Raw genomic sequence first — 23,812 nt, forward strand, 5'->3', positions numbered from 1 at the left:
TCCGCGCCGGATAGCGCCTTGTTCTTGCGCGACGGCAGGAGTGGGGCGTGTTCCTGAGTTCCGTTGTGCGGTACAGGCATTCAGTTTCTCCTAGTCCCACGGGTCGGGCCCGTGGTCGGTGATGCTGGGCGGCAGGGGCCGGTCGTGTTCTATGTCGGTCTCGGAGTGCGGTTCCCATTCAGTTGCGGGGTCCGAGACGGCCTCGAGGACGATGTCGTAGCGTGCGTGGGCGGCGGCACCGTTGGGGTCGAGGGCGGATTCCAGCGCCTGGGAGGCATCGGTCAACCACACCACCGGTTCCGGCGGCCCGAAGCCGGTGCCGGTGCCCGGCTGTGAGCCGGTGGGGGAGGCGAGTTCGGCGTAGAGGGGCAGGTTCTCCACGAAAGCGGTGACGTGAGTGGCGATGTCGGGGTCGGTGTACACCGACCACCACCGATCGAATACAGCCGGATCGGCACTCAAGTCCAGATTCACGGTGGCGCGCCACCGCTGCGGTGTTACCTGCCACAGCTGGCGGCATTCGTCGGCCTCGGCGCCGATCGCTTCGGCGGTGCGGGCCGCGCTGGTCCAGATGGCTCGCATGTTGGGCTCGAGCTGGGCCGCACTGAGTGCCTCGTCGAGCACATCGGTGCCATGGCGGTGGGCGCGCACAACGCAGGCGGAGGCGATGCTGGTCAGCCGCTCAATGTCGGCACCGATGCTGCGCGCCAGCCGTGCCCGGTGATCGATCCACGGGGCTGGCAACAGTTCATCGGCGGCCATCCGTATCCCGAACGCGCCCCAAACGCGTGCGTGGTTGATCCACCGGTATGGAATGTTGTCCGCCTTGGCGAGGGCTTCGATGTGACGGCGGTTCCAGTCGAGGTCATCAACGAACACTTCATCAGCGGCGCTCAGCGGACTCGACCGCTCTCTGACCGCAGCGGACCTGCCGGCCAGATAGTTGATCGTCCGTAGCGCCGATGCCCATTCGCCATCGATCGCATCGGCTCGCACAGCGGCGAAGGTCGGGTCCTGGGAATGGAATCGGCCGCGCCGCAGGAACAGCTGCGTCGCTACGGGGTCTCGTTCAGCGTTCATGCTCACCTCCGCGCGCGGTCTCGGTGTGGACGGTGTCCGGCCCGGATCCGGCTAGGTTGTCGAAGCGCCGGTTGGTGTTGTGCACGTCGGTGCGTCGTTCGGTGGGGGTGAATGTGAGGCGGAAGGGGATTCCGGGCTCGTTGGATTCGCCGGTTTTGAGGAGGAAGCAGCCGGTGCCGGGCGGGGTTTCGCGCCGGGACGGGTCCAGGTCGTCGTCGGTGGGTGGTCGTGGGGCCGCCCAGGAGGTGACCAGGAGTTTCTCGGTTTCGGTGATCCCGACCGCGTTTCGGATGCGGTTGATCTCTTCGGGTCCGACCGGCCCGATCAGTTTCGCGCGGGCGCGTTCGAAAAAGCCCAGCGCTTTGGCTTGGGCGGCAAGGGAATCGAAGCTGGAGAGGTCTTTGATGGTGTGGGAGCACATGATCAGCCCGGTGCCCAGGGGCCGGTTCAAGCGAGTCAGCGCATCGACCCGGTCGACCATGAATTCCCCGACACCGAGGACTCTCCAGATTTCGTCCATGACGACTTCGAAGGCGCGTGGCCGAGCTTGTCCGGCATCGGCGAGCGCGTGGGCGGCAGCGACTGCGCCGAATCCGTCACTCCAGCACACCATCAGCACCGCGGCCAGCAGTTTGGTGTCGCCTTCGGGGATGCGGGAGACATCCACACAGATCGCGGGGCTGTCCAGGTCGAGGCGGGTGGTGGTTTGGCCGTTGAATATCGCACCGAACGGCCCCTCGACCAGTGCGCGCAGGGACCGGCGCAGTGTTTTCGTGGCGGCCCGGTAGCTGAGTTCGTCGTCTTCTTCGACGAATTCGCGCAACCGGTCCCCGCCGTCGGAGATGACCTCGAGCAGATCCGACAGCACCGGTGGCTGGTCGTAGCTGAATCCGGCGGTGGCGCTGTAGAGTTCACGCAGTCCGGCGGCCAGGAGTACTTCTTCGTAGTCGGCCACGCGTGCGCCGCGCACGAGCTCGATCAGCCCGGCGACGATGTTGACCTGCCCGGCTTCGACGCGGGCGGTGATCTGGCGACGTTGGTCGGGGTCGGGCAGCCGGGTGACGACGGCGCCGAGCGCGCCGACATCGAGAGGATTGAGGGTGCCGTGGCCGTAGCCGACGTCGATGACTTGGCCGCCGAGCTCGATCACCAGATCGCGGTAGTCGGGCTTGGTGTCCCCCATGCACAGCGCCGTTCGTCCAGCGGCCACCGCTCCGGTGACCATGCGCCGGATGAGACTGGATTTCCCGAACCCGTTGAGCGCCAGCACGAAACAGATCGGTGCGGTGATGAAGCCCCGCAAGAACCAGCTCATCGGGTCGAAGTGGACCGGTCCCCCGGTGATGTAGTGGGTTCCGACTGGGGTACCGACCGTCGGTGCGCTCGCACCGACCGCGTAGGGCCATAGGCCGGCGACTTGGACGGTGGTTCCCCGCCATTCCGGTGTTGCCGGAACGACCGAGGCGCGGCCGCCGCCGATCCCGCGGTAGCCGCGGTCGGTCAACGGTGCCAGCGATCGGTCGAAGCCATCGTCGTGGCCCGAGCTCTGGGCGCGCCGCGCCGCGGTGGACCGGCGGTGATCATCGCTCGATATCGCCAGCCGTGCCCGCCATCCACGGAAACCGGGTGTGGCGGCGGCCGCCTCGGTTGCGGTGCGCGCCCCGGGACTGAGCACCCGCACACCCGCAACGAGCTCGGTGCGACTAGGCCGAGAAGTGCTGCCACGCTTGGTGTTTCTCATGCCGACACCCGCTTGGAGATGCTGGCGTGCTCGGGCAGGATAAGTCCGATGCCGAGGCTGGCGGCGAAGGCGGCGGCTTGGCTGCCGTAGCAGCGACGCACCCCCAGCCGGGCGGCTGGGGTCATTGCTCTCACCGATGCTTCGATGCCGGGAAGGTCGGCGTCGAGGTGGTCGGTCACCGTCACGTACAGCCCGAACCGGGTCAACCCGGCTCCGCGGGCCTGTTCCTCACGCGCTGCACCGGTGTTGCCCACCCGGATACGCGCCGAAGCCGAGGCGATGCCGCGTTCGGTCTGCTGGGCGGCCACCGCGTCACGGAAATCGGAATCCACCAGCGTGGTCGCTTCAGCGGCGGAGTGGAGCCGGTAGACGATCGCGACCCGTTTGCGTGGCACATCCGCGCGGGGCCGCAGCAGTTCCTCGAGCCCGGTCTCCATCACCGCGCCGCGTGGTGCGGCGTCCATCTCCCAGGTGATCGAGCGTGCCCCGTCATGCACGTAGTGGTCCCACGCATCGTTATGGGCGATCGGTCCGACGCTGTCCCAGGACTGGGTGCTGGTGATATCGGCGCCCGCGGCTTCGGCGTCGCGTTGGGAGGCCAGGTCGTAGCGTGAGCGCACCAGCGCGAGGACCTCCCACGCCTGCAACGGGGTCGCGGGCAGACCGGCGCGGGCGAGTTGGGACAACACACCTTGGAGGCGCTGGCCGATTTCGCGGGCCTGCTCGGCCTCGTCGCGGCGGATGCGTCCTTTGCCGATGGCGCGGTAGGTGATCGCGATACGTGCCTCGATCCGGACCCCGCCCCCGCCGGTGTCGGCGGCGGCCTCACGCATCACCGACTTCGCGTAGCGGGGTGCGTCCGGGCGGATGAGGCGGGTGACCTCGCGTGTCTGCCGCAAGCGGGTTTCAACGACGTTTTCCAGCACCGACGTCACCGCCACCACTTCCCCGCTACGGCCTTGCGCGGCCAGGAACTGGCCGTATCCCTCTATCCAGGAATCGATTTGGGACTGATCGACTAGTTCTTTACCGCGCGGAACTACCCGCAGGACCACGCTGTAGTGGTCGGTGCGGCGGATGTGGATCATCGCGAACCGGCGCCCGCCGGCGGTCTCGTACTCCGAGAGCCGCGAATCCGCCAGCAGCCCTGGAAGTTTCGCGATGCCCGGGATCTTCGAGAACCGCCCCGCCCGATACACCAGCTCACCGCGGGCGCGCGCGGCAGCGAACTGCATACGCAGTAGCGTGAATTCCCACCCCGTGCGTCCATTAATCGTCACGGCCATCGGCGTGAATATCAGCGCCGCCACCATGATCGACGCGCCCGCCATAGGCAAGGATCGGGTGATCATGAACCCGAGCATGATGGCGATGATCAACCCCAGCCCGAGCATGCTGGTGCCCCAGGTCAACCCGAAAAACCCTGCGCTGCGCGGGCGTTCCCAACGGCCGTACATCCGCCCCGTCATCGCCNACTCTCACCAGTGGCGCCTCCGGGCATTGGTCGGCCTCCACCACCCCCGGGTGGTGGTGCCGACGGTGGCGCTCCTGCTCCGCCTGCGCCTGGTGAGTTCTCGCCTTCGGCGACCTTGCGGCCTTCCGAGCCGCCACCGCTGCCTACTGTTGCCATCGCGACACCCGCGAGCCCGCCGGCCAGTGCTGCCCCCGCCCCTCCGCCGCCACCGAGAGTGGCGACAGCGGGCGCGACCAGGCGCATCAGTGCCGGGAGCACCACTACCGTCATCACCAGCAGAATGAGCCCGAGCAGCATCAGTTGCGGATCTTGCTGATCACGTCCAGCGACGGTGAACGCGATCGCGTACACCAGCGCACCGACCGGTTTCCACAACAGGAACGCCAATGACCAGCTCAGCAACCGTTTGTAGGCTTGCGAGCCCGGTCCGGTGCCCGAGGCTGCGGCCGCGAGGGGAAGGACCGCGACGACGAGAATCAGCAGTGCTTGGCGGACAACCAGCATCACCAGTTGCACCAGCATGCTGATGATGCCGAGGAAGAACAACACCAACAACACGCCTGATCCCAGGCTGCTGCCGTGTCTGAGATCGAACTCCACCAAATGGGTGACGACGCCGTCCAGGTCGCCTCGGCTGGCCTCCTGGATCACCCATTCGGAGAATTGCTCTCCTGCACGGGTTCCGGCGGTGATCACCGCACCGAAGGCCGCCGAAGCGAAAATCGCTTTCGCCAGCATCAGAAACGACTCCTGCGCCTCCCCCGCGGTCCCGCCACGCTTGGCCAGTGCCAAACGCGCAGCAGCAAAAAGGATTCCGGCGGTCAGAAGAAGGACTTGCAGTCCGCTGGTGTAGTCCCTGATCCCGGCCAGTACTGGTCCTGGACTGCCATCGCTAGTTGTCAGCTGGGGTGACGGCAACGTGGTCCACCACGTCATCGCCATCCGCAGGGCCTTGGCCATGCCTTCGCCGAGAGAGGTCACCAGGTCTTCGAAGGTCGAACTCGCGACATCGGAGGCGGCATTGCCGAGTGATTCGCATGCTTGCTGGGGTCCGAGAGGCAGGTCGCAAATTCCGGGAAGTTCGAGTTGGGTGTGCATCGGCGGACCGGTTCGCGCGACGCTGATCATGGCTGGTTCTTCCAGGAGCCGAAGCCGGTCAGTGTCGGCACCGATGCCGCAGGACCCCAAAGGGTTTCGATGTCGTCGGGAACGCGCACGCGCCAGTCGCCACTGATCCACGCCATCGGCCAGGTCGCAATCGCGTAGCCGCCCTCGGCTCGGCTGGCGATCTCCACGACCGCCAGGTCGTCGCGGTATCCGGGTCGTACTCGCACACCGTCGGGAACGACGACGTAGCGGGCGGCATCAGCAGTGCGTTCGCGTGAGCGCGCGAACCGCGACACCAGCGCGGGCCCGCCACCGTAGTAGCGCTCCGCCACCACCCGCTGCCATGTCCCCTCCGGCGCTGCCAGCGCGCGCCCGAGCGCGTCAAGGGCCGCCAGCGCCGCGCCTTGCGGCGTGCGGGCGAAATCGGTGGCGACTCCACGCTGGATCCGTGCCGGGCCGTCGCTCCCGGAGACCGGTAGCGCCGCACCGCCCCACCCTCGCTGCCACTGCATCCATGCCGGTGGCGCGGTGAGATAGTCCGGGCGCGCCGGATCGGGGCGTGCGGTGGGTTCTTGCTGGAGCGCGACGCCGGATTCCTCCGTGGGTACTTCCAGGCGCGAACCGAAGAGGTCGGTCATCGGCGGCAGTGACGTCGCGCTCGGTGTGAGGTCGGGGAAGCTTCGATGGGTCGGCATCGTGGGGCCGGCGGGATCCCCGCCGGTGTCGGGGGCGTCGTTGTCACCGGTGAGGGTCCATACGAACGCCGCGATGACCAGGGCGGTGATACTGGCGAGCAGGATGATCAGCAGGCGGAACGATTTCATCGGGGGTGCTCTCCTATCGCGCCGGGAGCGCGACCATGTCGGCCGGCGGTAGGTCGACCGCGCTGACCGGGCTGCGCGTGCGGTCTTCGGGCGGGCGTAGTCGCCAGTCGTCGACGTGCCAGATCACGCGGGTGCTGTTGCGGGTCAGGGAGTTGTCGGGGTGAATGCTGTAGACGTCGATGTCTGCGGCGTCGCCCGAGTAGTGAGATAGCCTGTAGCCCAAAAGCTTTGGTGCGCCGTCGGCGATCGGTGCGGTGATCGAGATCTGGGCGCGCGTAGTGGCCCACAGGTCGCGGGCGGGTCCGGGTGCGAGCATGCGGGCTCCGACCGAGGGCCACTGGCTGTCGCTGGCGATCGACATCCGCACCGTCGCGTGAATCGCGGCCAGCGCGGCACCGACAGGGTTTCGATCGAATCCGGTAGCGACGGCTCCGTCGATATGGCGCGGGCCCTGCTCTGCCACCGGTAAGTTCACGCCCTGGAACGGCTGCCACCGCAACGCGGTAGGCACGGCACTGGTAGCGGTGATCGCCGGGGGCTGCGGGTCCACGGGTGTGTCGCTGGTGCAGGCGAGCAGTCCGGCCGCGGCCATCGGGACCGCGAAGGCCGTCACGACGACGGCGGTGAAATGTGTTGTGTGCGAGCGGTTCACGACAGGGTTCTCCAGAGGGTGTGTCAGGTCGGGATGACGGCGACGGCAATCGCGCTCGCGGAACCCACCAGCGCCGCCCCCACCAGCGAGCCCAGCAACCCTTCGATTGCTTCCTCGCGATGCAGCCGGACCGCCAGCTGCCCACCTACCCAGATCGCGCGAGTGATGCAGATCAGCAGAACGAACCACGCGAGGTAACCCAGCAGCAGAGTCAGGGGCGAAAGAACATCCGGAGGAAGGTTTTTGGCGGTCACGGGTGGCCTCCGTCGTGGCGGTGTGCCCGGTAGGCCACGTCGAGTGCGGCCAGGATCGGTTCGCTGGCGTGGCGGGGGTTGGTGTGGGGCAGGGAGTGTCCTGCGCCGGGGATGGTGTCGTAGTCGGCCCAAATCCGCTCAGCCAGGTGCTGGGATCTGCTCGGGGTGACGACGGGGTCGAGTTCGCCGGTGACTACCCAGGTCGGGATGGCCCGCAGCGCAATCGCGGCTTCGGTGGTCAATACCGCGTGTGGATAAACCGACAGTTCCGCCTGCGTCACCTTCCCTATCCGAGCGCGATTCCTACGGTGGGATCGGCGCGGGAAGCGCCATGACGGCTGCGGCCAGCTACCGCGGGAGGGAGTCGCGTAGAGGTAGTCCCCCAGTTCCTCGCTGAGCGTGTACTTTCTCAGACGCTGCTTCGGTGCTCGAAGGCTTTCGTGGGAAGTCGCTGGGAGATAGGGGAAGTCGGCACAGGCGTTGAACAGGACGATCCCGGACAGTTCGCGCGCGCGTCGCGGATTGTGAGCGGCCCATTCGTGAATCAGCAATGCCGCCATCGAGTGCGCCGCCACCACGACGGCGCCGTGGACGTGGCCCAGGACGCAGTTCAGGTCGTCGGCCAACACGTTCAAGCTCAACGGTGTTTTCGGCGGGTGGCAGCCGGAGCGGCCGTGGCCTCGCTGGTCGTAGAAGATCTGGGCGATCCCGCCGTCGAGATGGTGGTTGAGGTGTCCCACCAGCGGCGTCCAGTAACGGGCATCAGTGAACATGCCGTGGACATAGACAACGCTCGCCGGTGCCCAGGCCGACCCGACACGTTGTGCCCAGAGGCGTACACCGTCACGGGCACTGACGGAAAACGAGCGGGTATCAAGAGAAGAATTCATACGGTTACCTCGAGGAATCCGGTGATCGCTGACGACTACTTGCGTCACGTTCGGCCGCGGTTGCGCACACAGCGTGTGCAGCGGGGCAAGGCGAATCCAGTTGGCGCGCATGGTGTTATCCGCCGGAGACGACAGAGTTCATGATCGGTCCAGCGCTGGTGGCGATGATGCCGCCGAACAGCGCACCGAGGATGATCTTGGGCGATTCGACCGCGCCGCCGTGCCAGCGTTCCCAGCCGAACTTGCCGCCCCCGTAGATCAGCGCCGCGATCCCGGCGAGGCTGACGAACCACGCCAGGTAATTCACCAAATTGACGAACTTTTCCATCTGCGGCGGGTTGACGGGCGTGATGTTGATTTCGGCGAGTACAGCCACCGCCTCGCCGACCGCGTACGCGGTACTCATAACTGGTCCTCCGAATCCTGTTGTGCTGCTGACTGACTGGCCGCAAGGCGGCTGATGATGCCGGCGCCGGCCCGGTACACATCGAGAGGAACGGTCTCGGTGAGGCGGGATTTGCGGCGTCGCTCTGGTGCGGCGGTGAGGGGGCTGTACTGGGCGAGGTCGGCTAGGTCGAGGACGACGAGTTCGTCGTGCCAGCCGATTTCATAAACCTCATCGACCAGCCCGGAGACCACGCTGCGGAAGCGGCGGACCTCGGCGGGGACAGAGCCCGGGCGGGCGGCGGTGAGCGCTAGCCCGATCACCGTGACTCCGTCCGGGGCGTATCCGGCGTGCCATTCGCGCAAGCGTTCGGCGGCCGCGGTCAGGCCCGGCATACACAATCGCGCGGCGACTACGACACGTTGAGTGGTGCGCGGGGAACCGGGCCAGGCCAGACCGGTGTCAGCGGCCGGGGCCCACCAGCGGGCCAGCGTCGAGGCGCCCGCGCCGCCGTGGGCGCCGAGCACCGCGAACAAGGGAGGGTGCTCGGCGGTAGTGGGCAGTGGAGCCTCGCGCACCGGCGCCATCCGTTCCGGCGTGGGTCCGACGATGGTGGCGGGGTCCAGCCGTCCCGGAGTCGGTCGGTCTCGATGGAGCTGCAGTGGGGCGGCGTTCATCGGTCAGCCCCGCTTCTGGATGTTGGTGATCACGGTGGTGCCGTGCTCATCGAGGCGAGTGTTGATCAGCTGCAGGTAGTCCCGGCGCCCGCCGTCGGGGTGGCGTTCGACCAGGTGCACCTCTGCGGCGGCACCGCCGGTGATCGGGGTGATCGCCACGCAGTGGGTGGTGCCTGGCGAGATCGAGGCGATACCGGCCGCGAGCGCCTCGGCGACGAGCCCGGCTTCCTGGCCGACCAACGCCAGCGCGGCGGCAGCGTCACGCGCGACGTAATAGGCGTGCTCGAACGCCGCGATCACCCCCGTCACGCTCCGCGTGTCTCCCGCGCTGTCAGTGACCGTGGCTCCGGACAAGCCAGCACAGGCACCACCGGTCGGTGACGTGGTGACGATGGGTGGCGCGGCGGTCACAGTGGGCAGTGCCGTGGGCGTGTCCTGGTGTCCGGCGGTGACTCCGACCCAGACGCCCACCGACACGACGCCCAGCACGACAGCGGTCGCGAGCCAGATCCACCTGCGCCACAGTCGATTCGGTGATTCGATCGCTGGCGGATGCGGACCGGCACCGGCGGTGAGCCATTGCCATTCCGAACCCTCGGGAGTTTCGCCGTCGTCAACGAGTCTGGGTGAGATCGGTTGCACGGCAGCAGGTTCTGTTGGACGCAGCCATCCCCAGCCGTGGTCGAGCTGGCCCTCGTGCGGGGTATGGGTGCTGGGCATGGTTCACCTCCTTGGTTTGGGTCGTGCGGGTTGAGGTTGTGGGGCCCTTCGGGCGCGGTGCCGGGGAGAGAATCAGTGGACGGGTCAGGTAAGGGGGTAGGTCCACTGATCCGGTTGCGCCCGAAGGGGTTTAACGACCACCACTGGTTGGTGCGGGTGTCGTGGTGGCGCTGGTCGGGGTGTGCGTCGCGGTGCGAGTCGGTGTAGTGCGGCCGAGATCCTGGGCCACAGCGGTGAACCACTCGGCGGTCGCGGCCAACGCCGAGCTGCCGGTCGCGGTGGCGGGCACGGTTTGGTAGGAGCCGTGGCGGCCGGTGGTGGAGCTGTATTGGGCGGTACTGGCCAGGGTGTAGAGCTCTCGCTGGTCGGTGACGGTGCCGGTGATGGCGTCGAACGCCTCGTTGACCCACCGGCTCGCGGTCTGGGGTGGCACGAGTTCGACCACCGCACCCGCGACTTTGGTACCGAGAGCGGCCACGGCCGCCCAGGGGTTGGCCATGCCGACGACCGCCAGCTCAGCGATGGTCTGGGGGGTAATCACCTTCTGCGCCACCGAGATCACCGCGTTCAACCCGATGGAACCGAGCTTGAACAGCGCTGCCAGTGCCTCGTTCGGGCCCGGTGGTGTCGTGCTCGGCTGGGATGCCTCGGCCAGCCGTTGGCCGAGGGGTTCGGCGGGCTGGTAGGACAGTTGATCGAGGCTGGTGCCGTGGAGGTCTTCGTTGATGACCTCGACGGCTGTCGTGTAGACCGTCGCTGACAGGGCGTCGGCGACGGTGGAAATCGCCGCGATCGGGTCACGCAGATCCGATCGTGCGGCGATGTTCGCCACGGTCGTGGCCAAGGGCCCGCCGGTAGGGGCGTCGCAGGTAGCGTCACCTGCCACACACAGATCGGCGACTCGCCCGGTCAGCGCCCCGTAGCTGACCTGCGGTGCCGCAGTGATCCCGGCACCGGACAGCGATGGGTTGTTCAGCGAGACCGTCGCCGTCTTCTGCCCCGACGCGCCAGGCACGGCTGCTGGTGTGCTGGATTGTGGGCGTCCGGGCAGAACGGGCGTGTGGGCAGAGCGAGTGGGGTTGGCCAGCAACGCGATTCCCGCGACCTGGTCCGGGGCGACTGTCGCGGCTCCGCTGCCGACGCGTTGGGCGAATCTCGCGACCGCGGGTGCTCCCTGGCTGTAGCCGGCGACGGCGAGTTTGGTTGCCGGACAGTACCGCACGAGCTCGGCGGCGGAGTCCTCCAGGCGTTGCGCCGCGGCGGTGACCGCGTCCTCGTACGGCAGCGCCGTGCCGTTGCTGTCATGTCCGAATGGGATGTAGGCGCGTTGCACCAACTCCCCGGCACGCGCCGCGAGTGGTCCGAACATCTGCCCGAGGGCACCGGTATCACTGGTGGTCGACGCTCCGGGGCTGGACTCCTCACCGCCCTGGATTCCCCACACGTACAACGCCGGGCACGTCGGCCCGATCGGCACGCCGGTGTCCGGTGCTGCGGAAACGACGTTCGTACCGATAGCGGATAGCGCCAACAGCGCCACCGCTGTGGCCGTCAATCGCACACTGGTGGACGCCGTGGCTGGGTCGTCGTGGGTGCTGTGCATGGTGTTCACCTCCTTCGAGGGTTGTGAGGGGGGCCTGCCCGCACCCATTCGAGGGCGGTTGAGTGCGGGCAGGCGATTCAGGTGGTCTGGCTGGAAGGTGGTGTGCGCGATCCGGGCGGGGTGGGGCGCCGTTGCAGGTAGCTGGCCAGGCGCGAGAGGGCTTCACTCGCTCCGTCTGCCGCGGAGCCGAGGTGGCTGTTGTGGTATTCGCGCCAGCTCAGATCCACACCGAGTGCGCGGTAGGCGCTGAAGAGTTCGCGGCCCATCGCGACGGGAACGAGAGCGTCTTCGGTGCCGTGGTACAGGTGCACCGGGACTCGCGGTGCCACGCGGGCGCTTTGCTCGTTGGCGAGCACGTAGCGCCACATCGCGTCGTTCCAGGGATCAGGGCGTTCGCACCACTGGCCCAGCGGCTGGTGCCGGTAGTCGACTTGAATATCGGCCGCATCCAGCGTTGACGCGCGTTTGATGACCTCGCGCCCTGACTCGAGCAGGACGTGGTCGACCGGCAGGTGCCGGTAGGCGCGGCCGAGCCCGATCAATCCGGCCAGCGCGAGCCCGGCCCCCGGGCCGCCGTCGATCTCGCGGATCAACGCGCCCGGATCGGCGACCACCGCACCAGCGGCCACGCCGCGTAGATCCAGCTCCGGGGCGTATTCCGGACGGGTCTCCCCCGCCCAGATCGCCGTGCGTCCGCCGTCGCCGAATCCCCATACCGCACAAGGGCTCTGCCTCGAGTCCAGCTCCGGCATGTCGCGCACCGCGCGAGCGAGGTCCAGGACCGCATGCGCGCCCACCTGACCGGCCAGAAATTGGTAGGGGCCAACGTCGGTCATTCCCAACCCCGGCCCGTCGGGCACCGCGACGGTCCACCCGCGCTGCAAGCCCGCGGCGAGGAATCCGGCTTCGGGTTCCTCGCCACGTGCCAGCAGCTGGGACGGTGCGCACGATCCACCGAGGCCGTGGAACTGTGGGCAGTACACCAGGGTCGGCCCACTACCAGCCACGTCCACTGTCGCTGGGGAGATCACGGTCGCCGAGGCCGGTATCGGAGCACTGAAGGCAGTGCGGGTGGCGTAAACGATCTGCCACGCGCGGCCACTGCCTTCGAGGTTCGGCAGATCGACGGCTCTGCGGCGCAAGATCCTGCCGGGCAGGGGGCCGAAACCGACGCGACCTCGGTAGAACTCGTCGTGTGTGTCTGGTTGGCTCATCATCGGCTCCCGGCGATGTCGTGGGCGAGCGCGACCATCCAGGCGATGCCCGAGTTCAGTTGGCCGCTGGCGGCGTATCCGGTGTGGCGGGCGACGGTGTCGGCGTAGCGCAGCCACACCCCGGGGTTGACCAGATCAGCGTTGTCGGCGACGAGCTGTCCCCAGGCTGTGGATAGTTGGCCGGTGAGCTTGGGCAGCAACGCGATCGGGTTGCCCGCGACGGTCGCGGTGATTTCGTTCCACCGCGCCTCAGCCACACCGCGTTCGCCCGCAGCAGACGACCGTGGGTCGGCGGCCTCGAGCAGCCGATCGGCCAGCGACAACTGCGGGACGTAGTCGACATTGCCGCCGCCGACCTGAAAGTCGTTGAGCACGACCGCTGTCCAGGCGTCCCCGAGCGCGCCCGAGAGCACCGCCTGGAGCGAGCCGAGAGCGGTGAACGGATCACGTAGATCGGCTTGGGCGGCGATCTCCGCACCGACCCGCAGGAGCGCGGCGTGATCCGGTGCCGAGCACGCCAGGTCTCCGTCGGTGCAGATGTCGGCGACACGGCCGGTCAGCGCCCCGTAGCCGATGTGATCGTCGGCGATGCCGCCACCGCTGGCGGGCGGGTTGGTGATCTGGACGCCCGAGACCGCGCCACCGCTGGTACCGGGTGCGGGGTCCGGGGTGATCTGGCCGGGACGTCCAGGGAAAATCGCGTCTTGTGGTGCGCGATCGGGGTTGGAATACAAGGCGATGCCCGCGATCCGGTCCGGCTCGATCGGCCCGGCACCTGCGCCGACATCTGCGGCGAAGCTCGATATCGCTTGTGCGCCTTGGGAATATCCGATTCCCGCGATCAGGGTGGCCGGACAAGCTTCCGCGATCTGGGTCACCGCCGCGTCGAGCTGGCGGCGAGCATCGGCGACCGACACCGAATACGGGGCGGCCCCGCCGCCCGGGATCGCGCCGCCGAAACCGGCGGGGTAGCCGATGTAGCTGCGCTGCACCAGATCTGGCACGGCCGCCAGGACCGGTGCGAGGAGCGCGCCGACCATCCCGGTGTCGGCCAGCGGATCCGCTCCCGGTGACGACTGCCCCGTTCCCTGGATACCCACCACGTACAGGGCAGGACAACCCGGTCCGATCGGGACCGCCGCCGCACTACCCGTGGCGGCCATCGCAGCGACCGTGGTCGCGGCCGCCACCGCCGCTGCGGCGCTTCGCTTTCTCATCGCGGTGGTGGTCATGGTTGCCCGACCCCCACACCAGCGCCGAAACCCGCGCCGACGGTGCCGCCAGCGACCGCACCCACCGCAGCGGCGGGGATACCAACGACCGCGGCACCGGCCGCCGCACCCGCGGCCGCCCCGAGTGCAGTTCCGGCCACGCCCGAAGTGACAGTGCCGATGATCGGCACGGGGATGACTGTCCCGAGTGCCGCACCGGCGATCCCACCGATAGTCCCGCCGATAAGCCCCCCGACTACCGCTCCAGCGGCAGCGACCGGGGCACCGGCGACCACTGCGCCTGCCGCACCGCCGATTCCCGCGCCTGCCAGAGTCGCCCCGCTGACACGATCCGATCGCCCCGCCGGAATGCCAATCGAGTCCAACGCCGTCGCGACCTGCGCCTCCGCGCCGGCGGCAGCGTCATTGATGGTGTCCGCGCATTCAGGGGGCAACCAGGCCGGACGGGGAGCTTGCCACTGCCCGATCCGAATCATGTTCTCCGGAGCCTCGATCGGCGCGACCGGCGGCACCGGTTCAGGCAAGTGCAACTCATCGATGCGAATAGGTTCCACCGGCTCACCCACCGGCGGAGCCGGACGCGAGGAGCTCTCGTTGCGCACCTGCGGCGGCTGGGAGTAATAGACCCGCGGAGGCGGCGGAGGAGGAGGCGATTCCGGCGCCGAATCCGCGGGCGGAGGCGGCGGAGGAGGAGGCGTCGGTGCGTTAGTACCAGGCTGAGAGGGACTGGTCACGCCCGGCTGATCGGCAATGGCCGCTGGCGGGGTTACGGCAGCGGCTGGCCCTGAGGCTGCGAAAGCCAACGCGAGCGGCATCGCGCCCGCCAGGATTGCCCGGCTACTCCGAATAGCGTTGTTCGTCAACGGTTTCCGACCGGAACGCCGGTCTTCGGTACAGCGAGGACTGCGGCCGTCAACGCTCGTGTGTTTCCTCAATCTGGGCATGGCAAGTAGACCCTTCGTCCTGAAGGCAAAATGGGAACTAGTAAGCGAATACAGCGAGGAGCCCGCTACGCGCACCTCCCAGTCGCTAATACGCTCCTGGGAGGCCGCTTCTCAGGCGTTTGCGTCAGATGAAGGGCAGAATGAACGCCAGTGCTTGGTAGGCCACCGACAAACCGTTGGACAGCAAGGACAATCCGGCGTTAACCAAGTTGAGAATTTCCAATGGTCCCAATGCAACTTCCTCTCAATCGGTTCGGACAACTACCTCCATCCAAACCCCGGAAGCATGTGCAGGGCTAGGGTTCTGACTCCCCTAGATTTCATTAACGGCCGCAGTGTCAAATAGCGATATGACGGTCTTGCAGGGTATTTGCCATCTAGTTCACACCCGGACCGTGAAACGTGGATTCTTCGAATGCCCTATGTTGCGCGTGGCCGGGCACCGGATCCCAGGCAAGCGGTGGGCGATTGATACGTGCGGCTGGGATGCGTGGCAGGCAACCGATGCCGTTTCAGCCCACCACGATTCGTGGTGTGAAGCCGATCGATGCACCGGATCTGTTGGGCGTGAGTTCGCCACGGCAGCAGCGAATCGACACTGGTGTGGCGACATCACGTACGGGAAGACCTGGGCCGGGTGTATCTGGCCACTGTGACCCGCCTGCACGACCGGGCGGCTATCGACTGGGCGCTCGTCGACCCACATGTGCATGGGGCTGGTCACCGACGCTATCGATCCCCATTCAGACTGCATACGGACCACAACGCGGCAAACCTCTGCCCTTCCGAGCTTGAAGGATCTGTGGCACTCGACCCGAGTCCCACGCCGGCGGACAACCTCAGGTTGCGTCCAACGTCGTGCCGCGTCTGGCTATGCGGGCACAGGAAGCCGATAGCCAGACCAGCTGTCATATGACCCAAAGTCCGTGCCCCGGTGTCATCAGTGGCGCAGGCCGGAAGGTCTCACCGTCGTGCCTTGCGCCGTCACAACAGGTTGCATCGCAGGGCCAAGGCCACGCACACCAGCCATAAGACTGCGGTACCGAAGCAGCACACGGTCGATGAGCTGATCCACTTGCCCCATCTTTATCGTCCGCACAACGAAGCACTGAGATCCGGATCAATGACCGGCTGTCATCCGCCATTCGCCGGGGTATTGCCCGTACCGTTGGCGAAAACTTTCGCGAAATGCACTGGCCGAACCGAAACCGGAGTTGAAGGCTATCTGAGTGACTGTGCCGGTACTGATCTCGAGTCGACGTCTCGCTCGTTTCAGCCTGGTTTCGCGCAGCATTCTCGCGGGAGTGGTCGAAGCGGTTCTCAGCGCCTTGTGCAGCTGGCTCAACGAGCAGCAGAAGTGCTTCGCAATCGAATCGGGAGTGACGGTCGGGTCATCGGAGTTGATTTCGATGTAGACCAGCACTTCCTGCGCCAGTCGCTCCAGCCTGGATAGCTCTGGGGCCTGGCGGTCATCGAGCGAACTCGCCAGAATCTGGCGCAGGTACGCGTTGATCTGCGTGAAGTCGTTCCCCGTCATCGTCTCGCGATGCTCGACGAGCGATTTCACCATCCCGACGGCTGTCCCGAGCAGAGGGCGGTGCGCATCCATCTTCAGCGGCGGCTGGTCGGTGAGCATCGTGGCGATGGGATCGCCGTCAGGAATGCTGAGGACAACCGCCCGGGCGGTGTCGTCGTGAGCAACATCCATGTCACGACCCATCGAGTACAGACCTACCTCGCCAGGTTCCAGCACAGTGACGTCGTCGTTCTGCCTCAGCGCCATACGACCTTCGCGCACGATAAGGAGCCGACCACTGCGGTCATCGTCGGTACGAACGTGCTGCTTGGTACGACGGTAATTGATCATGGTGGAGGCGAACTCGATGAGCACATCATCGCCGCACTCCTGGACCCATGTCCGCCCGTTGAAGTCTCGGTGATCGCCGAAGTCGAAGCTCAAACCGATGCGACCTTGATTCTCCTGGACCCGCTCAGCCCAAAAATCGGACCGGTCGCCCTTGGGGACCCAAAGGGTAGACTCGCGCCGAAGTTCGTAGCGTTGGCTGGTCACACGGTGCCCCTGTCCTATCTATCCTCCACACGGTTCAGGTAAGTCGATTCCAAGCACCGTTGCTTCGAACCAACCCCTCAGTCTGCCGCCGGTGCGCCGGCGCGTCCACCAAACCAGCCCTGGGTGCAAGAATCCGGCACGGAATGCAGAAGAATCCGTGAACCCCCTGACCCGCAGCACGAGAGCGCTGGTCCCGGCCCGAGGCCAAATCGTGCAAAGATCCGGCACTTCCGCGCAAGATCCCGGTCGATTTGCTCTTCGAAATCTGAATAGCATTGCCTGACAACCTGAGCTGAGCGCTCGCGACGGTTGGGCACTCCGGCCCATTTCAGGAGATCTGATGAACGACCAAACCAGCCTCATCGTATTGGACCCCAACGGAACCGACATCCACGGCGAAGCTGCTCGCATCCGCGCCCGCGGCCCCCTGTCCCCGGTCGAGCTGCCCGGCCAGGTCCGAGCATGGGCGATCACCGACCCCGAACTGCTCAAAAAGCTCCTGGTCGACGCCCGAGTATCCAAGGACCCTCGCCAGCACTGGCCCGAGTTCATCAGCGGTGAAATCACTTCCGCGTGGCCGCTGTACCCGTGGGTGTCGCCGGTCAACATGTTCAATGCCTACGGTTCCGATCACCGCCGACTGCGCAGAATCATCTCTCCCACCTTCTCCTCGCGACGGACCGAGGACATGCGCGCCCGGATCGAAGCCATCACCCACGAGCTACTATCCCAGCTCGCCGGCACTCCCCATGGCGAGTCGGTCGATCTACGTGAGGCCTTCGCCTACCCGCTACCCATCCGGGTCATCTCGGAGCTGGTCGGAGTACCCCACCACCTCTATCCACCCGTACGACGTTGCGCCGATGAACTTTTCGACACCTCACCGCGCACTTCGCAACAATCCGAAGCCAACAACGACCGGATATACGGCCTCTTCACCGATCTGGTCGCCTACCGGCGCGCCCACCCCAGCGACGACATGACCAGCCAGCTGATAGGCCACCGCGAACCCGACGGCTCCGGACTCAGCGAGCAGGAACTCATCGGCACTCTGCTACTGGTGATCAGCGCTGGCCACGAAACCACCGTAAACCTGCTCGACCACGCCATCTTCGCCCTGCTAACCCACCCCGACCAGCACGATGCCCTACGAGCCGACCAAGCCTGCTGGGCCGACGTGGTCGAGGAGGCACTTCGCCTCGAAGCACCCGCCGCTTATGTTCCCCTGCGCTACGCCGTCGAAGACATCAACATCGACGGAGTCATCATCGCCAAAGGTGACCCGATCCTGGTCTCCTACGCCGCAGTCAACCGCGACCCGCGCACCTACGGCCCCGACGCTGACCATTTCGACCTCCACCGAACCAACAAGGCCCATCTGTCTTTCGGGTACGGCGCCCACCGTTGCCTCGGCGCCCCGTTGGCTCGACTGGAAGCCACCATCGCACTACCCGCACTGTTCGACCGATTCCCCAATATGCGCCTCACCGCCGACAACCCGGCACCACTGGCCACCGTCAACAGCTTCATCTCCAACGGACACACCTCCCTCCCGGTCCATCTCACCTGAACCTCGCCGCCATGAATCGCCGAACGGTTCCGGCGGCCCGCGACTCACACCAGTGACCGCAGCCCCGCAGGAGTTGCCGCCCGGTACTCACACACCACCCACCTTGCGTCGCGTCGCGTCGAACAAGCCGCGGCCTCGTGCGACCTCGGGCCCAAATACTCCTACTCGCGCTCGACTCCCGCCCGCCTTGCGATACCAGATGAAAGGAGGGGCTCCGCATGAACCGAAACCCCGCATACCGTGCACGTTCCACCGTGCTATCACCAACCATCCCTACGATGGGAACCACCCTGCGATCGATCCGTGACAGCTTAGGGCTGACACGCCTGACCGCTCACAACCGCCACGGCGTCAGCTACTCCTACCTCTACGAAATCGAGGCGGACAAGTGCACGCTGAAACTCGAAACGTTGGAAGCGCTCATCTCCGGCTACAAAGTCGACCCGCTCCTAGCACGCCACCTCCGCGAACTACGTTCTGCCCCAGCAGTTCTGATGCCAAGAGAACGGCTCCGCAGACGAGTGACCTCTAACCCCGACTGGATGAGCCATCTCGATGATCTCCAGGAGCGCGGCGTTCTCGCCGCATACCTCGACCCGTTCTGGAATGTATTGGCCTGCAACGAACTCTTCCTATCGGTGATGCCCGGTCTCGAGAAGACCTGCTCGATCGCTGAGTGGCTCTTCAGCCCCATCGCTCAGGAAGCCTGGGTGGACTGGGAAAAGGAGGCCGCCTGGAATGTGGCCTACGACAAAGCCATTCTGGGGCTCTATAGAGAGAGCCAACAAGCCCGCGACCTCGTACGCCATCTAGGCCCCAATAGCGAATTTCGTCGCATGTGGGCGTCGAGTGTCGACGTGAACTACGGCCGCGACAGCGACTCCTTGCTCCACGTCCGACACCCCCCGAACAACGAAATCGTGTCCTACTGGCTCAGCTTCGCCCCCATGGTCGAGGACATGACCATCCTGCTCGCAACCGCAATCCCAAAGCCCTACGCCGGTCCCCGAAACCCCAGCACATTCGAGAGCCCGACACGGGCCACCGACACGCTGTAAAGCCATCTCAGCCCGGCCCCAGTCGACTAACGATACGTTTCAAGAGTCGACGCGATTTCCTCCACTTATTACACCATCGGTTCGCCCTTTAGTGAGCGCTTGCGCAGGTGCCCTCAGCGGCTACTTCGCGGTCCCATGTCCTCATAACTACAGCGCGGTGCCCCCTCGACATCAGCGTCTGAGCGGTCGAACAGTAGGAGGTCCTTCAATAGGTCGTGCCTGAAACGGTAGACCGGTCCCGCTTGATAGAGCACACCCCGATGGCACGCGTCCTCGACGAAATGCTTGAAACTTCGCGGCAGCTTTCCCTGAAAGGGAAGCCAGATACGGCAGAACACCAACCACTGCCCCCACGTGTTGGTACCAAAACCGAAGAGCAGCCCGATGGCGAGTCCACCGGCCAGTCCGGAATGCCAACCGATCATCGCCCATAGAACGATGCCGTATGCCAGTGCGAACATCGCGGAAAAGTACAGGGTGAAGGCGCAATTCGTCCGTACCATCTCGGCCATCGAGCGCGCGGGTTCGATCGATGCGGGCGTGGAAGGCACGTAGGCGAGGCCGGTGAGCACACCGAAGACGACCCCGATCACCAGCCAGTTGGACAATGATCCCATCCGCGCGTGCGTGATCACCCCCACCGCTGTGACAACGACGGCCCCCAGAAACGCGGCAGGGACCGTATTCCTCATTTCCTCGAAAGCGGTCGCACTGCCGGGAGTTGCCTTCCGCAGGTGCCCGACGCCGAGGGCAGGAAAGAAGCCGGCAACGGTGCCGCCGAGCAGGAGTGGCCACCAGGCACGGTCGACGTTTTCGATCAGTATCCAGCTGAGAATTGGGGCAACGAGCCCAAGAGTGAGACTGGCCGTAGAGTCCCGCCAACCTGCCTTGTTGGTGAATCGAAACTCCGCTGGTTCAGCCGGACTGGGGTATGCGCCGATAGCCGCACCCATAATTAGGCCGATAGCGGCGCTTGTCGCTGCGAACCAGAGCGGAGCTGACGACAGCGCCACCAACACTGCGCCGAAGGACCCGCCGAGCACACCGCCGAAGAGGCCGAACGGTATCGCCCGCAACGCTGTGGGTACCGCAGCGCGCAGCGTCCACCAGGCGATGGTGTCACTGTTGAGATTTGCGGCAAGAAAGCGATACCAACGTAATACGCTTTTCGTGGGGTAGGGACTCTCGCGGTAGACAGCGGGGATGAAGCCGCCCAACAGATATCCCTGCACGGTTTCGGCATCATCGGCAGCGAGCAATTCCAAGGGGTTCGGCCGCGCCTGTTCAGGGGACGAGCCGTAGACGGAATGGGCGAGAAACGCCATGAGCGGTGTGTTGATCGCGGCGTGAAAGCGTTCCGCCGCAGCCGGGTCCGTTTGGAGCCGTTCCTGAAGAGGCGCCCAGGTGGCCGGGGTGGTGCTCATCAGGTAGGCGATGGTGTCGTGCACCGATAGGTTTTCGAGCTGGATCCCGCAGGCGTGCTCGATGATGCCCGTGGTACGAACGGTGTCCTCGAACTCCGACGGCCGCGAGGTCAGCACGATGCGGGGCAGACCTGATTCGTCGCCGGCATCTATGTTGAGAGCTTGCACCAGCGAGACCCGTTGTGACTGGGTCAACTGGTCGAAGCCGTCGATGATCGGCAGAATCAGCCGCTCGTCGAGCAGTTGCCGAGCCAGCGTGGTCGACGGTGCAGACCTTTTCTGCAGCCCGGCATTGACGCGGATCAGTTCTGACTCTACCCACGCCCAGAACCTTGCCGATAAGTCGGCCGCAGTAGCGTCATCGTCCCAAGCGGGCGCTGTCGACCACGACGACGCCGAGATCACCACTGGCACCGGCTGGTCGGGTGCTCGCGCCGCACACAGCGTCATAGCGAACTGGGTTACCATGACCGATTTTCCTGCACCCGCCGCACCGAGCATGAGCATACGGCCGGAGCCGATCCCGCGATAGAAGGCAACCAGATCATCTAGCGTGCGTCCCAAGTGCGGTTGCGGGCGAGCCGATTCGACGTCCGTAGTGATCTGCGTGCGGCCATCGACCATTCCGGCGTCCGCCGTATCCCACTGGACCCTTAACCCCGCGGCGTCGCTGCTTACCTGCCGCATCGCCAGCTCGTTTCTCCAGTCCGACTGAAGTGCGGCAGCCAGAATTTCGAGCCGTCGCAGCAGATCGACGCGGGTCACCGAAAGCAGATGGTCGGAGTCGAGTCGGCCGAAGATGAAAATGCTGGCCGCTACCAGGGCGAACACGCCGATAAGTGCGTACCTGATTAGGCCAGGCGATAGACCGGGCGCTCCGATCGCCATGTAAATACCAGCGGCACAATCTGTCAGCACCAAGGCAGCGGCGGCGACTGCCACAGGGCGGACCTGCACCTGTCTACGCGGCTTCGATACGCGGCCTCCGTTCGGCTGCGTATGGACGGGGGGTGGTCCGGTAGTTGCCGCCCAGGTTGAGGACTCAGGCTTCGTCGCGAGTTCCGGTAGGACTGGCAGATCGTTCGGGTTGTCGACGTCGAGTAGCCGCCAGAACGATAGGGCGAGGTTTGTTGGCAACGCGTGGATCGAGGCGATAGGGGTGAAGCCCAGCGATCCCGTTCCTTCAGCGAGGGTGTGGCTCTGGATGACGCCGAGGACTCGGTCACTTCCGACGACGACGGCCGCTCCGGACATTCCACCCCATCGGCTTTTATCCACTCTGCTGATAGGCACGGAAGAATCACGAATCTGGATATCGGTGACTCGGAATGCGGCTACCACCGCCGATCCAGGTGACGCATGGGGATCAGGGCCTTCGGTAGTCGGCACGAAGCCGTGCACCTGTGCTCGCCGCACACCCGACTCCCCGTCCTTCCAAATCGGATATCCGAGCACCACACAGTTCTCGATACGCGCCGGGGCCGCAGTCGAATCGAATCGCGCGTACCTCATCGGTGCCATGGCCGGCAGCTCCGGTGCCGACAGAACCGCCAGATCCACTGCCGCAGTGCTGGTACGGAGCGCGACAGTCGCCCGGTACTCCGTTCCTTCAACGACGACTCGGTGTTCAGATCCCTCGGCGCAGTGATCGGCTGTCAGGATGTAGGTGCCACCGATACGTAACCCCGAGCCGCGTTTGCCTTTGCCACCGACCTCGTAACGCAGCAGGACAGCCCGCTCAGGGGTGAGCATCGCATGACCGCAAGCAGGCGAAGGCTACTGCGCGGCTATGCATTACGGATCAGCCGTCCGCGTCGAGTTTCTGAGATTCGACACCGGCAACCAAGTCGTCTGCGTCGATAAGGACCTCAACCTGGTGACCATTCTCATCGAACATTTGCGGCTCCAGGGTCAATTTCACCGTCTGCGTGGATACCGACTGGCCGGACGCTTCGCCATTCGCCGTGACAAGCCACCATCTGACACCTGCGCTCACCTTGCCGCCGTTGGTGACTGCTACTTGCAAGGTGAGTTCGACGGGCGAAGGCTTGAACCGCAACGTGCGCTGCACACCGTTCACCGTGTACGGAAAACCTGCACCCCACACCGACTGCATCAACTCATCACGTAGCGCACCGATCGCGGCAGAGATCGAGGCCTTGCCTTCGAGCCGCTCCCCTGGGTCAGACACCCGATCAACTCCTTTACACGAATCCTGCACGAACCGCGATGATCTACCGCTGTGCGGTACTGCATCCGCGTTTGTGATTCTAGAGCGCTCGAAGCTCAACCGGTGCGCTTCGAGATTCACCCGAGCATCACGCCTGCTGTGCACCGAATTCAGCAGTAGCTCGTGTACGCGCATGTCGTTGTTCGACTGCTGTTCCCATCTGATACTTGACATTCTGGCTTCACCAGGTCCAGGTTTCGTGGGTGTGTGCAGCCTTCGGCTGTGGCGCGAATGCTGAAGATCAGGTTTGATGGTGGAGAGAGAATCGGTGGGACGGGCAAGGAGTAGCCCACCATGCCCCTGTGCCAACCACCTCTCCCCCACTCGGCGATCGCTCACGCGTACTCCTACGTCCGCGGTTGTAGACTCCGCGCACATGAGCCCACTTTTGATCTGGGCTCACGATGACGCGTCGCGATCGCTCCGCCCGTAATCGTTCCAATCGAGACAGTCCGCCGCGCAAGATCGACGTCGTCTGTCCAGATAGTCCGCCTGCGCTGGACCCGACGGCCGCCAGAGCGCTCCTGCGAATCCTCCTGCGCCACACGGACAGACACGATGATCCACGACGAGATGTCAGACCCGTTGTCCGCCAGCGACCGACAGATTCCCGACGCCCGTCGCGTCCACCAGCTCGCCCGATCGAGTACGTCCAGAAGCCA

19 protein-coding genes are annotated in these 23,812 nt (G+C 65.6%); 2 read left to right on the plus strand and 17 right to left on the minus strand.

Going from position 1 to position 23,812, the window contains the following annotated elements; translation table 11 throughout:
* Positions 1-90: 90 nt before the first annotated feature.
* From DBO33_RS26675 to DBO33_RS26750, 15 genes are all read right to left on the minus strand, one after another.
* Positions 91-1,080 carry a hypothetical protein gene (locus DBO33_RS26675; RefSeq protein ID WP_107657528.1) on the minus strand — a complete coding sequence of 330 codons (990 nt, stop codon included), beginning with the start codon at positions 1,078-1,080 and terminating at the stop codon, positions 91-93.
* Positions 1,070-2,821: a hypothetical protein gene (locus DBO33_RS26680; RefSeq protein ID WP_199856768.1), complete on the minus strand. Its 1,752-nt coding sequence runs from the start codon at positions 2,819-2,821 to the stop codon at positions 1,070-1,072. Before DBO33_RS26680 ends, DBO33_RS26675 begins: the two co-directional genes overlap by 11 nt.
* Complete coding sequence (locus tag DBO33_RS26685) at positions 2,818-4,290, minus strand: SCO6880 family protein (protein ID WP_107657529.1); 1,473 nt, start codon at positions 4,288-4,290, stop codon at positions 2,818-2,820. The genes DBO33_RS26680 and DBO33_RS26685 overlap by 4 nt, the downstream gene beginning before the upstream one ends.
* A gap of 1,129 nt (positions 4,291-5,419) precedes the next feature.
* A complete protein-coding gene (locus tag DBO33_RS26695) occupies positions 5,420-6,226 on the minus strand; it encodes a hypothetical protein (protein ID WP_107657531.1) in 807 nt (268 codons plus the stop codon).
* 13 nt (positions 6,227-6,239) lie between these two features.
* The gene (locus DBO33_RS26700) at positions 6,240-6,878 is read right to left on the minus strand and encodes a hypothetical protein (RefSeq protein ID WP_107657532.1); all 639 of its coding nucleotides are present in this window, start codon (positions 6,876-6,878) and stop codon (positions 6,240-6,242) included.
* Between the two features lie 23 nt (positions 6,879-6,901).
* Positions 6,902-7,132, minus strand: coding sequence for a hypothetical protein (locus DBO33_RS26705; protein WP_107657533.1), 231 nt, complete (start codon positions 7,130-7,132; stop codon positions 6,902-6,904).
* Entirely contained in the window at positions 7,129-8,133 is a 1,005-nt protein-coding gene (locus DBO33_RS26710) for an alpha/beta fold hydrolase (protein WP_107657534.1), read from the minus strand. The genes DBO33_RS26705 and DBO33_RS26710 overlap by 4 nt, the downstream gene beginning before the upstream one ends.
* A 4-nt stretch (positions 8,134-8,137) precedes the next feature.
* Positions 8,138-8,428, minus strand: a complete 291-nt coding sequence (locus DBO33_RS26715; protein ID WP_107657535.1) for a hypothetical protein — start codon at positions 8,426-8,428, stop codon at positions 8,138-8,140.
* Complete coding sequence (locus tag DBO33_RS26720; RefSeq protein WP_107657536.1) at positions 8,425-9,084, minus strand: P-loop NTPase family protein; 660 nt, start codon at positions 9,082-9,084, stop codon at positions 8,425-8,427. The genes DBO33_RS26715 and DBO33_RS26720 overlap by 4 nt, the downstream gene beginning before the upstream one ends.
* Before the next feature lie 3 nt (positions 9,085-9,087).
* Positions 9,088-9,804: a hypothetical protein gene (locus DBO33_RS26725; RefSeq protein ID WP_107657537.1), complete on the minus strand. Its 717-nt coding sequence runs from the start codon at positions 9,802-9,804 to the stop codon at positions 9,088-9,090.
* Between the two features lie 130 nt (positions 9,805-9,934).
* The gene (locus DBO33_RS26730; RefSeq protein WP_159080554.1) at positions 9,935-11,407 is read right to left on the minus strand and encodes a cutinase family protein; all 1,473 of its coding nucleotides are present in this window, start codon (positions 11,405-11,407) and stop codon (positions 9,935-9,937) included.
* A 77-nt stretch (positions 11,408-11,484) separates the two neighbouring features.
* Positions 11,485-12,621, minus strand: a complete 1,137-nt coding sequence (locus DBO33_RS26735; RefSeq protein WP_159080555.1) for a lipase family protein — start codon at positions 12,619-12,621, stop codon at positions 11,485-11,487.
* Positions 12,621-13,838, minus strand: a complete 1,218-nt coding sequence (locus DBO33_RS26740; RefSeq protein ID WP_234391054.1) for a cutinase family protein — start codon at positions 13,836-13,838, stop codon at positions 12,621-12,623. Before DBO33_RS26740 ends, DBO33_RS26735 begins: the two co-directional genes overlap by 1 nt.
* Before the next feature lie 11 nt (positions 13,839-13,849).
* A complete protein-coding gene (locus DBO33_RS26745) occupies positions 13,850-14,407 on the minus strand; it encodes a hypothetical protein (RefSeq protein WP_159080556.1) in 558 nt (185 codons plus the stop codon).
* 1,510 nt (positions 14,408-15,917) lie between these two features.
* The gene (locus DBO33_RS26750; RefSeq protein WP_107657541.1) at positions 15,918-16,868 is read right to left on the minus strand and encodes a helix-turn-helix transcriptional regulator; all 951 of its coding nucleotides are present in this window, start codon (positions 16,866-16,868) and stop codon (positions 15,918-15,920) included.
* 340 nt (positions 16,869-17,208) lie between these two features.
* Between DBO33_RS26750 and DBO33_RS26755 the strand changes: the two genes are divergently transcribed.
* Positions 17,209-18,438 carry a cytochrome P450 family protein gene (locus DBO33_RS26755; RefSeq protein WP_107657542.1) on the plus strand — a complete coding sequence of 410 codons (1,230 nt, stop codon included), beginning with the start codon at positions 17,209-17,211 and terminating at the stop codon, positions 18,436-18,438.
* Between the two features lie 278 nt (positions 18,439-18,716).
* Positions 18,717-19,496, plus strand: a complete 780-nt coding sequence (locus tag DBO33_RS26760; RefSeq protein WP_159080557.1) for an MmyB family transcriptional regulator — start codon at positions 18,717-18,719, stop codon at positions 19,494-19,496.
* A gap of 113 nt (positions 19,497-19,609) precedes the next feature.
* Here DBO33_RS26760 and DBO33_RS26765 read toward each other — a convergent pair whose 3' ends face one another.
* Positions 19,610-22,672, minus strand: a complete 3,063-nt coding sequence (locus DBO33_RS26765; protein WP_107657544.1) for a serine protease — start codon at positions 22,670-22,672, stop codon at positions 19,610-19,612.
* A 49-nt stretch (positions 22,673-22,721) separates the two neighbouring features.
* The gene (locus DBO33_RS26770) at positions 22,722-23,111 is read right to left on the minus strand and encodes a trypco2 family protein (RefSeq protein WP_159080558.1); all 390 of its coding nucleotides are present in this window, start codon (positions 23,109-23,111) and stop codon (positions 22,722-22,724) included.
* Positions 23,112-23,812 lie beyond the last annotated feature (701 nt).

It is taken from the genome of Nocardia suismassiliense (assembly GCF_900269665.1).
In the GTDB taxonomy this organism is placed as follows: Bacteria; Actinomycetota; Actinomycetes; order Mycobacteriales; family Mycobacteriaceae; genus Nocardia; species Nocardia suismassiliense.

What these genes read in the sequence shown, in the direction of transcription:
- DBO33_RS26675 (WP_107657528.1), bottom strand. Translation starts at nt 1,080, where the DNA reads ATGAACGCTGAACGAGACCCCGTAGCGACGCAGCTGTTCCTGCGGCGC.
- DBO33_RS26680 (WP_199856768.1), bottom strand. Translation starts at nt 2,821, where the DNA reads ATGAGAAACACCAAGCGTGGCAGCACTTCTCGGCCTAGTCGCACCGAG.
- DBO33_RS26685 (WP_107657529.1), bottom strand. Translation starts at nt 4,290, where the DNA reads ATGACGGGGCGGATGTACGGCCGTTGGGAACGCCCGCGCAGCGCAGGG.
- DBO33_RS26695 (WP_107657531.1), bottom strand. Translation starts at nt 6,226, where the DNA reads ATGAAATCGTTCCGCCTGCTGATCATCCTGCTCGCCAGTATCACCGCC.
- DBO33_RS26710 (WP_107657534.1), bottom strand. Translation starts at nt 8,133, where the DNA reads ATGCGCGCCAACTGGATTCGCCTTGCCCCGCTGCACACGCTGTGTGCG.
- DBO33_RS26715 (WP_107657535.1), bottom strand. Translation starts at nt 8,428, where the DNA reads ATGAGTACCGCGTACGCGGTCGGCGAGGCGGTGGCTGTACTCGCCGAA.
- DBO33_RS26720 (WP_107657536.1), bottom strand. Translation starts at nt 9,084, where the DNA reads ATGAACGCCGCCCCACTGCAGCTCCATCGAGACCGACCGACTCCGGGA.
- DBO33_RS26725 (WP_107657537.1), bottom strand. Translation starts at nt 9,804, where the DNA reads ATGCCCAGCACCCATACCCCGCACGAGGGCCAGCTCGACCACGGCTGG.
- DBO33_RS26730 (WP_159080554.1), bottom strand. Translation starts at nt 11,407, where the DNA reads ATGCACAGCACCCACGACGACCCAGCCACGGCGTCCACCAGTGTGCGA.
- DBO33_RS26735 (WP_159080555.1), bottom strand. Translation starts at nt 12,621, where the DNA reads ATGAGCCAACCAGACACACACGACGAGTTCTACCGAGGTCGCGTCGGT.
- DBO33_RS26740 (WP_234391054.1), bottom strand. Translation starts at nt 13,838, where the DNA reads ATGAGAAAGCGAAGCGCCGCAGCGGCGGTGGCGGCCGCGACCACGGTC.
- DBO33_RS26755 (WP_107657542.1), top strand. Translation starts at nt 17,209, where the DNA reads ATGAACGACCAAACCAGCCTCATCGTATTGGACCCCAACGGAACCGAC.
- DBO33_RS26760 (WP_159080557.1), top strand. Translation starts at nt 18,717, where the DNA reads ATGGGAACCACCCTGCGATCGATCCGTGACAGCTTAGGGCTGACACGC.
- DBO33_RS26765 (WP_107657544.1), bottom strand. Translation starts at nt 22,672, where the DNA reads ATGCTCACCCCTGAGCGGGCTGTCCTGCTGCGTTACGAGGTCGGTGGC.